General features: G+C 44.6%; 6 protein-coding genes, 3 tRNA genes and 1 pseudogene. 2 read left to right on the top strand and 8 right to left on the bottom strand.

Going from position 1 to position 9674, the window contains the following annotated elements; translation table 11 throughout:
• Positions 1-172 precede the first annotated feature (172 nt).
• The 7 genes and pseudogenes from MHN02_RS02745 to MHN02_RS02715 form a co-directional block, all read right to left on the bottom strand.
• A pseudogene (locus tag MHN02_RS02745) lies at positions 173-606 on the bottom strand (acyl-CoA thioesterase).
• Between the two features lie 141 nt (positions 607-747).
• Positions 748-824: transfer RNA gene (locus tag MHN02_RS02740), tRNA-Arg, on the bottom strand.
• Positions 825-877: 53 nt separating this feature from the next.
• A tRNA-Arg gene (locus MHN02_RS02735) sits at positions 878-954 on the bottom strand.
• A 37-nt stretch (positions 955-991) separates the two neighbouring features.
• Positions 992-1083, bottom strand: a tRNA-Ser gene (locus MHN02_RS02730).
• A 565-nt stretch (positions 1084-1648) separates the two neighbouring features.
• Entirely contained in the window at positions 1649-1840 is a 192-nt protein-coding gene (gene csrA, locus MHN02_RS02725) for a carbon storage regulator CsrA (protein ID WP_012517705.1), read from the bottom strand.
• Between the two features lie 134 nt (positions 1841-1974).
• Positions 1975-4572 carry an alanine--tRNA ligase gene (gene alaS, locus MHN02_RS02720; RefSeq protein ID WP_239244422.1) on the bottom strand — a complete coding sequence of 866 codons (2598 nt, stop codon included), beginning with the start codon at positions 4570-4572 and terminating at the stop codon, positions 1975-1977.
• Positions 4573-4869: 297 nt separating this feature from the next.
• Positions 4870-5328 (bottom strand): regulatory protein RecX, encoded by a 459-nt coding sequence (locus tag MHN02_RS02715; protein WP_239244420.1) that lies wholly within the window; start codon positions 5326-5328, stop codon positions 4870-4872.
• A gap of 118 nt (positions 5329-5446) precedes the next feature.
• Here MHN02_RS02715 and MHN02_RS02710 point away from each other — a divergent pair, with 118 nt between their 5' ends.
• Both MHN02_RS02710 and MHN02_RS02705 read left to right on the top strand, forming a co-directional pair.
• Positions 5447-6772, top strand: coding sequence for a GNAT family N-acetyltransferase (locus MHN02_RS02710; protein ID WP_239244418.1), 1326 nt, complete (start codon positions 5447-5449; stop codon positions 6770-6772).
• Positions 6762-8837 (top strand): M13 family metallopeptidase, encoded by a 2076-nt coding sequence (locus MHN02_RS02705; RefSeq protein WP_110287704.1) that lies wholly within the window; start codon positions 6762-6764, stop codon positions 8835-8837. Before MHN02_RS02710 ends, MHN02_RS02705 begins: the two co-directional genes overlap by 11 nt.
• A gap of 228 nt (positions 8838-9065) precedes the next feature.
• Here MHN02_RS02705 and betI read toward each other — a convergent pair whose 3' ends face one another.
• The gene (gene betI / locus MHN02_RS02700; protein ID WP_272492344.1) at positions 9066-9641 is read right to left on the bottom strand and encodes a transcriptional regulator BetI; all 576 of its coding nucleotides are present in this window, start codon (positions 9639-9641) and stop codon (positions 9066-9068) included.
• Positions 9642-9674 lie beyond the last annotated feature (33 nt).

Genomic DNA, 9674 nt, shown 5'->3' with positions numbered 1-9674 from the left:
GCTGTTCCCTTTCAAATTCCCAGAATGCAGCTAGGAAGCTTGCCAGACCTTCCCGAAGGGCGAGTTTAAAATGTCCGTACTCTTTGTTGTGTCACCTTGATGTAGAACCACTATACCTACGGTAACACGCCGCGATTACGAACATTTTAACTCTCGCTGAGTGGGTGATTATCTATGCGGACTGGTATAAATCTAGCTGCATATGTCGTTCATCCTCGGGTACGTAAGCAGGCACATTTACTGGGCTTCCCTCACAGTCCACCGCCATAAAAGTTATAAAACAGCGATTTGCGACAGACGTAGTGTTTTCCGTGGCGTCGCCCGATTTAACCACAACATAGATATGCATACTTGACGCTCCAGTGTGTACCAACGATGCGGTTATCTCAACTAGCTGACCTACTTTTATAGGTTTTATGAAACGTATGCCATTGGCAGACACCGTGACGCAGTAACATTTGGACCATTGCGCGGCACAGGCATAGGCAGCTTGGTCAATCCATTTCATTAAGCTGTTATAGAGAGCATGCCACCGTGAACGTTACCGCCAAAGTTTACGTCGGTAGGCTCTGCTAAAAATCGAAAAGTAGTAGATGGATGTGCCATAGCGTACCTCGCGCTTTACTGCTGTTAGACACATTAAGTTTAGCTTAAATTTTAAACAGCGCGCTTAGACGAAAGTGGAGAGAACAAAAATAAAAGGAGTAGAAATGAAAAAACCCACCTAAAAAGGTGGGTTTTTCAATATGGCGCGTGTGGAAGGATTCGAACCTCCGACCGCCTGGTTCGTAGCCAGGTACTCTATCCAGCTGAGCTACACACGCGTAAACTTGTGTACTTTTGAATTCTACCTCAAAAGGTGACGCTTTAAAATAAGTGGCGCGTGTGGAAGGATTCGAACCTCCGACCGCCTGGTTCGTAGCCAGGTACTCTATCCAGCTGAGCTACACACGCGCAAAACTTGTTGTTGGCCGTCACTGCCAACGAATAATGGCGGAGAGGGAGGGATTCGAACCCTCGATACGCGTATATGCGTATGGTTCCTTAGCAGGGAACTGGTTTCAGCCACTCACCCACCTCTCCTTGACTGCGGGGTGCATTTTACGGATTCATTGGCCTGAGTCAAACCTTTTTTATAAAGAAATTGTTCACCCGCTGCCATTTTAAACGATTCGAGCAAAAAACCAGTAATTTGTTCGCAATACAAGCAATTAAACCGAATTTTATTTAACGATGCTCGTTAATTTGCATTTGAATATGCGCAGCTTCATTGCAGTTTTAACTGACCCGCCTTAATAATTTAGTCAATTTTTCAAAAATAATATCAAAAAGTTTTGAATTTATTTGTTCATAACCAAGTACGCTGATTCGTATTACTTACTTAAGTTATTTAAAAACGCTCCTAAATCTCAAATAAAGCGGTATATGTCTCTATTTAAAAATCGTCCACCCAGAAGGCATTGTGCTAGAAAAAAGCTGTGCACGACCCAGAGACTTAACTTGGTCGTTAGCGCGAGACATCACAACGTCATTTCTGGCGAAATAGAACAGAAACAATAGACTTGCGCTAAAGCCCGATAAGATTTACTCACTTAAAACAAAAAAGGCCAGCGTAAGCTGACCTTTTCCAATGAAGCGTATAATGCAATTATTCTGCAGAGCCTGGCTGACCGCCTTTTTCTGCTTGAATGCGCATGTATATCTCTTCACGGTGCACAGAAACTTCTTTTGGTGCATTCACACCGATACGTACCTGATTCCCTTTTACACCTAGTACGGTAACGGTTACATCGTCACCAACCATAAGCGTTTCACCAACTCGACGAGTCAAAATAAGCATTCGCTTGCTCCTGTTCCTTAATACTGAACATCATCCATTAAGATTTGCCAACCCATCGGCACGACCCGATGGAAGCGACAGTGATTCCATGTTTCTGCGTCACTTCAAAAACTCACTGTTATACACAAAAATAATTATAGCTTATCTTGTAACCAAGCGTTAACCGAATCTAGCGCCTGGCCCAAGTTTTCAGGCTGGTCACCGCCTGCCTGTGCCATATCTGGACGACCGCCCCCTTTGCCACCTACTTGTGATGCAACAAAGTTAACTAGCTCGCCCGCTTTAACTTTACTAGTGAGGTTTTTAGTAACGCCAGCAATAAGATTCACTTTCGCGTCATTAGCCACACCTAATACTACGATCCCTTCACCAATTCGGTTTTTAATGTCATCCATCATTGAACGCAATGACTTCGCTTCAACACCTTCCAAATTCGCAATAAGAACTTTAACGCCATTTATCTCTACTGCATTACTAAGCATATCAGCACCTTGCTGACTCGCCAGTTTTTGTTTCGCAGAATTGAGTGCTTTTTCTAGTTCTTTAGTCTGATTTTGTAGAGAAACTACGCGATCAAGTACATTTTGGCTGTCTGTTTTCAATAACGCAGACAATGAAGACAGTGTCGCTTGTTGGGTTTGCACGACTTCAAGTGCATGCTCGCCAGTAACTGCTTCGATACGTCGAACGCCCGATGCAATACCCGCTTCACTGGTAATTTTAAACAAGCCAATATCACCAGTACGTGTAACGTGAGTACCACCACATAGCTCAACAGAGAATGGCCCCATGGTTACCACGCGAACTTTTTCGTCGTACTTTTCACCAAATAGCGCCATTGCGCCTGATGCTTTGGCTTCATCCAAATCCATTAGTTCAGTTGCTAACGTGTGGTTTGCACGTATTTCTTGGTTAACTCGTCTTTCAATCTCAGCAAGTTGCTCAGCCGTTACTGCCTCAAAATGCGAGAAGTCAAAACGCATGCGCGGCGCTTCAACCAATGAACCTTTCTGAGTTACGTGCTCACCTAAAATTTCACGCAGTGCTGCATGAAGTAAATGCGTTGCGCTGTGGTTCTTTTTAATGGCTTCACGATTTGCTGCATCAATCGCTGCGGTTGCCGTATCACCTTTAGATACCGAACCTTTAGCAATACCTTTGTGTGCAAACGCATTACCCATTTTTTGGGTGTCTGTAACGATGAATTCACCGTTTGCCACGCGAAGCACACCTTTGTCACCTGCCTGACCACCGCTTTCAGCGTAGAACGGTGTGCTGTCTAATACCACAACGCCTTCTTGACCGTCTTCAAGCTTCTCAACAAACGCATTGTCGGCAATAAGTTCAACCACATTCGCCTGGCCTTCTACATCGGTGTACCCAGTAAATGAGGTTGTGTGGTCAATGGCGAGTTTACTATTGTAGTCTGCACCAAAGTTGCTAGCCTGCTGTGCACGGGCACGCTGTGCTTGCATAGCAGCTTCAAAACCTTCTTCGTCAATCTTAAGGTCGTGCTCACGCGCTACATCATTGGTTAAGTCAGTAGGGAAACCATAGGTGTCGTAAAGCTTGAATACTACGTCACCCGGCACTGTGTCGCCTTCTAGAGTTTCTAATGTATCGTTTAGGATAGCCATACCACGGGCTAACGTTTTGCTAAACTGCTCTTCTTCAACACGTAGTACTTTTTCAATTACCGGTAGCTGGTCTACAAGTTCTGGATACGCTTCACCCATTTCTTTGGCAAGTGATGCTACAAGCTTATAGAAGAAAATATCGTTTGCGCCAAGTTGATAGCCGTGGCGGACAGCGCGACGAATAATGCGACGTAATACGTATCCGCGCCCTTCATTTGATGGCATAACGCCATCGCAAATTAAGAAGCTGCACGAACGAATGTGATCGGCGATGACCCGTAGCGATTTATTTTCTAAATCTTCGCTTCGAACAATTGATGCTGCTGATTTGATCAAGTTTTGGAAAAGGTCGATCTCGTAGTTGCTGTGCACGTTCTGCAAGATAGCGGAAATACGTTCTAGGCCCATACCGGTATCGATTGAAGGCTTAGGGAGTGGCTCCATGGTACCGTCAGCTTGTTTGTTAAACTGCATAAATACCAGGTTCCAAATTTCGATAAAGCGGTCGCCGTCTTCTTCTGGTGTTCCCGGAGGACCTCCCCAAATGTGCGCACCGTGATCGTAAAAGATTTCAGAACAAGGACCACATGGACCGGTATCGCCCATAGACCAGAAGTTATCTGACGTACTAATGCGAATAATCTTTTCTTTTGGAACACCAATATGGTTTTCCCAGATGTCGAAAGCTTCGTCATCTTCAGAATAAACGGTGACTAAGAGCTTTTCTTTTGGCAAACCAATTTCTTTGGTAAGGAAATTCCACGCAAACTCTATCGCTTCTTTTTTGAAATAATCGCCAAAGCTGAAATTACCCAGCATTTCAAAAAAGGTATGGTGACGCGCAGTGTAACCTACGTTCTCAAGGTCGTTATGCTTACCACCTGCGCGAACGCAGCGCTGTGACGATACCGCACGGGTATAGCTGCGTTTTTCCGCACCTAAAAAACAGTCTTTAAACTGGTTCATGCCCGCGTTGGTAAAAAGAAGTGTGGGATCATCTGCCGGAACCAGTGACGAGCTCGCCACCGCTTGGTGGCCATGGCTTTTAAAATAATCGATAAACTTGTTACGTAAGTCAGCAGTTGATAATGTCATTGAAAACCTAACTTCCTTTATTCTATTTTTGAAACGTGCGATTTGCCTGTTCTAATGAGCTTTATAATCGGGGCAGTTTGCGAATACGCAATACGCTTATCCTCGCTATAATTCTCTGGATAATTAAAATGCACACAAATTTGCGCAACAATACCATGGATAACGCAATTTTGTTAAGTGTAACGGGGAGAAGATAGGCTCAAATTTCACTTTAAGTAGACGAAAATAGCCAGTATTCATAAAACGAATCGCCAACGGCATCTATTTGTCGGTAAACATGAGCATAAACCAGCCGTTTTAGCTAGATTCGTTTGCGCTTACCGCATATTCAATGTGATCTTGGTAAAAGCCACGATATTGAAGAAATTGTTTCTGCTTCTGTCTCAACGCGAATTCGGTTTCATAAAACTCGCCAAACTTTTTCTCTTTTACTTTTTTAGCACTTTCAAACCAGTCAGCGTCAATCTCTCTCATTGCGTGTTCTGCAGTACTTTCATCTACACCGTATTGCTGTAAGTCTAATTTAATTGCGCGGGGTCCCTTCCCTTTTAAATACAGTGCGCGAGCTCGGCTTTCTGCAAATCTAGCATCGCTTTGGATATCAGCATCTTTGAATTTCTCCAGAATAGGCATGAAAGCATCACTCGCTATTCCCTTCTGCTGCAACTTTCGCATAATCTCGTTAAAGCTATGCTCTCGTCGTGCCAGCATGCGAGTAATCGCGTCGGTAATGATTTTTCGGTCGAACTCTGACATTTTTGTAAACTTACTCTTCTGTATTAAACGTAGAAACCGCGTTATTTTAGCGTTAATTACTCGTACATTGCGACTATCTAGCGTTTTACGCACTTAACCTCTACATGATGTAAACTGCATGACAGCATCCAACTATCGCATAACAATAATAGATTCGATTGAACAGATCTCTAAAGAGCGCTGGCAATACCTCGCAAAAGAATCGGGTCCTTTCGTTTCTTATGAATTCTTACATGCGCTAGAACGCAGCGGCTCGTGCAGCAATGAATCTGGGTGGCAGCCTTGCCATATTGCTATAGCGAAAGGTCAGCATGAGGCTGCAAATCTTGTTATTCCCGGCTACCTGAAAACTCACAGCTACGGTGAATACGTGTTTGACCACGCATGGGCTAATGCTTATGCACAGCACGGTCTCGACTATTATCCTAAATGGATATCGGCCATCCCCTTTACCCCCGTAACAGGCTCTAGACTACTTTCTGATGGACACATTGCGCTTACTCCGTCACTTTTAAGTGAACTAGAAAATACATTGACAGCGTATGTAGAGTCCGTATTTGGTAAGGCTTTATCTTCTTTTCATTGGCTATTTCCCAATGAAAGCACCTCGGCTCAACTTATTGGTAAAGGCGAGCCTGAGGCCAGTGCATTAGCCGCTGATTTGCCTAATGACCAATTCAAAGTTCAACCCAGTATTCCCAACCACTACCTGACCCGATACGCAGTTCAGTTTCAGTGGCATAACTACGGTTATGGTGATTTCGACGATTTTCTTAACGCGCTTACCTCCCGCAAAAGAAAAGATATCAAGAAAAGTCGACGTAAACTGAACGAGCAAGGCGTCCGCTTTACCCATCATACTGGCAATGAGATTAGTCCAGAGATACTGCAGTTTTTCACAAAGTGTTACAAAGCAACCTATTTAAAACGAAGCGGTCACGTGGGATATTTGAACGATGCGTTTTTCGAGCAGCTAGTCGAGAGCATGAGCGATAACATGCTTATAGTGACGGCAATAGAGAATGAGGTAGCAGTAGCCAGCGCCCTCTTTTTCTATGATGAGACAGGACTGTATGGCAGATACTGGGGAGCACTGAAAGAAATAGACGGGCTACATTTTGCCTGCTGTTATTTTGAAGGCATTGAATTCGCCATTGAGAAAAAGCTATCGCTTTTTAATCCCGGCACCCAAGGTGAACATAAAATACTTCGAGGCTTCGAGCCTATTTATTGCCGTTCTCATCACAAATTACAACATCCGTCGTTTCACACTGCTGTAGCAGACTTTTTACAGCGAGAAACGCCACATATCGCAAGCTATTTTAATCAGGCACGGAATGCTTTACCGTTTAACAAGGAATTTGTGCCTACTTTAAAAACAACGAGTGTCACTGCACCTAACGACGACACTTATAATCACAACGAGAAAAACGATGAAATATAAACTTCTTGCCGTAGCGATTACGGCATCTTTGGGACTTGCTGGTTGCGGTCAGCCTGAACAAGCCCAAGAACAAACCAGCAATGTTGAAGCGCCAGAAATGAAGGGCGAAGCGGAACTAGGCTCTTTTGGCGTAGACTTGACCGCTCGTAATGAAGCGGTAAAACCTGGTGATGACTTCTTCATGTACGCGAGCGGTACATGGTACGACAACTACGAGCTGCCCGCTGACAAAACTCGCTACGGCGCGTTTACGGGTCTTGCAGAGCGTAGTGAAGAGCAAGTTAAAAACATCATTGATGGGCTAATGGAAAAGTCTTCTCTAAATGCAGAAGAAAAGCTTGTTCACGACTTTTTCGTTGCTTATATGGATACAGATACCATCAACGAAAAAGGTATTGAGCCAATTAAAGACGTACTCACGTCTATCGATAGCATTGAAAACAAAACTGACCTAACCAAAGCATTTGGTAACAGCTGGTTAGTAGGCTCAACCACGCCAATTGGCGGCGGTATGTGGTACAACCGCCTTGACCCAAATGAATACCAATTAAGTGTTGGTGTTGGTGGTTTAGGCCTTCCTGATCGCGACTACTACCTGAGCGATAGCGAACGTTTTGTTAAAATTCGTGAAGCTTATGTAGCGCACATCGAGCAGATGCTAAATTTTGCAGGCGAAGAAAACGCAGCTGAAAAAGCGGCGAACATTCTTGCCCTTGAAACACAAATTGCAGAAATTCAGTGGCCTCGCGAAAAACGCCGTGACCGCGATCTTACTCTCAACCAGATTGAACGTAGCAAGCTGTCTGACGAGTACCCTGGCTTTGATTGGGATACGTATTTTGCTCAAACCGGTTATAAGGTACCTGAGCTAAATATTACACAGCCTGAGCCAGTAAAAGACGTTATTAAAATTATTAACGAAGCTGATCTCGCTGATTGGAAGTCGTACTTGAAATATCACACTATTTCAAACAATGCGGATTTCCTTTCTGAAGATATCTACCTAGCCAACTTTGACTTCTTTGGTCGTACACTAAGCGGTCAGCAAGAGCCTCGTCCTCGTTGGAAACGCGCAGTGAGCCAAATGTCTGGTACTGAGTCACTTGGTTTTGCTATCGGCAAGATTTACGTAAACGAATACTTCCCAGAAAGCTCAAAAGAGCAGATGGCGGAGCTGGTTGAGAACTTGCGTACAGCACTAGGTGAGCGTATTGAAAACCTAGACTGGATGAGCGAAGAAACCAAGGTAAATGCCAAAGAAAAGCTAATGGCATTTAACCCTAAAATTGGCTACCCAGACGAATGGCAGTCTTTCGACGGCGTAACCATCAGCGACAAAGACTTAGTAGGCAATGTTCGAAACCTACGCACATTCTTCCAAGACCAATCGGTAGAACGTGAGCTAGAGAAAACGGATCGCAATCGCTGGGGTATGACACCGCAGCGCGTTAACGCCTACTACAATAGCTCGTTCAACGAAATTGTATTCCCAGCGGCTATTTTGCAACCACCATTCTTTGATCCAAACGCCGACGCAGCAGTTAACTACGGTGCAATCGGTGCGGTAATTGGTCACGAAATGGGACATGGTTTTGACGATCAAGGCTCGAAGTCAGATGCAAACGGTATTCAGCGCAATTGGTGGACCGATGCTGACCGCGCAGCGTTTGAAGAAAAAGCGGATATGCTAGCCGAGCAATACAGCCAGTACGAGCCTATCGAAGGTAACTTCGTAAATGGTCGCAACAGCTTGGGTGAAAACATTGGTGACGTGGGTGGTCTAGCCATGGCTTACCACGCCTACAAACTTAGCCTTAACGGCAAAGAAGCGCCGGTAATTGACGGCCTAACAGGCGATCAGCGTTTCTTCCTTGCATGGGCACAAGTGTGGAAAGAAAAACGCACTGAAGAAAGCATGCTGAATCAACTTCGCGCAGGTACACACGCGCCAGGTCGTTATCGTGCACAAGCGCCAAGAAACCATGATGCATGGTATGAAGCGTTTGACGTGAAACCAGGTGATGCACTTTATCTTGCGCCAGAAGAGCGCGTAAGAATTTGGTAACTCATTGAGTTAAGCACTTAGTGAGCACATGCTAGCTTCTCGCGCCGGATAGCGATTTGTATCTGGCGCCAGCTAATATCAGTCCGCATAGCTCATTTAGAAAGTGTAGATAATTAAAAAGGGCGGTTCGACTTATCTCGAACCGCCCTTTTTATTTTTCTAATCAGTATTCGATCAGTGGTACTTATACGCCAGCCGCGAGTACTTGTTTAACTTCCGTTTGCTTATTTATCTTCCGTATTGGGCAACTAAATCGCGAACGTATTGCTTACAACGGGCTACAGCTTCTGAAAAATCACCGTTACCCACACTGCCCATGGAATAACGAAGCCAATACCCATCAATTAATGCAGCGGTAGACGCAGCGGCGTTTTTGACCTGCTCAGGTTTAAGTAGCTTGCGGTAACTAAACGCTAAATTACGCTCTAAGCGTTTGTGGTTAATACACTGCAAACGATGCAAGCCTTCGTTGTGTAGTGACAACGCCCAGAAGTTAAACCAGGTATTGGTGGCGGAACTCGCCCCTTGCGTTTGTGAAAAGTTATTTTCAATAATGAAATCAATCCGCTCTAGGGGAGCGTCAATACGCTGCGTAATTTTTAGCGCATCGAGAAGGTGGCGCATCGTTGCTTCAATTAAACCTTGCTTGTCACCAAAATAGTGACTGATTATCCCTGAAGAAAGCCCAGCTCTTTTGCTAATCAAGCTAATCGTTGTACCGTGATAGCCAACTTCTGCCATCACTTCTAGCGTTGCTTCTATTAATTGCTTCTTGCGAACTGGCTCCATTCCCACCTTGGGCATGCTACAACTCCAAACCTTAAATCTAAAAAATAA

The organism is Alteromonas sp. CNT1-28 (assembly GCF_022348345.1).
Lineage (GTDB): Bacteria > Pseudomonadota > Gammaproteobacteria > Enterobacterales > Alteromonadaceae > Alteromonas > Alteromonas macleodii.
Note: the sequence above shows the minus strand (reverse complement) of the source record. Positions and strands in the feature narration are given on the sequence as shown.

Bases quoted from the DNA above. Each gene is read 5' to 3' on its own strand.
- csrA (WP_012517705.1), bottom strand. From the start codon at position 1,840: ATGCTTATTTTGACTCGTCGAGTTGGTGAAACGCTTATGGTTGGTGAC.
- alaS (WP_239244422.1), bottom strand. From the start codon at position 4,572: ATGACATTATCAACTGCTGACTTACGTAACAAGTTTATCGATTATTTT.
- MHN02_RS02715 (WP_239244420.1), bottom strand. From the start codon at position 5,328: ATGTCAGAGTTCGACCGAAAAATCATTACCGACGCGATTACTCGCATG.
- MHN02_RS02710 (WP_239244418.1), top strand. From the start codon at position 5,447: ATGACAGCATCCAACTATCGCATAACAATAATAGATTCGATTGAACAG.
- MHN02_RS02705 (WP_110287704.1), top strand. From the start codon at position 6,762: ATGAAATATAAACTTCTTGCCGTAGCGATTACGGCATCTTTGGGACTT.
- betI (WP_272492344.1), bottom strand. From the start codon at position 9,641: ATGCCCAAGGTGGGAATGGAGCCAGTTCGCAAGAAGCAATTAATAGAA.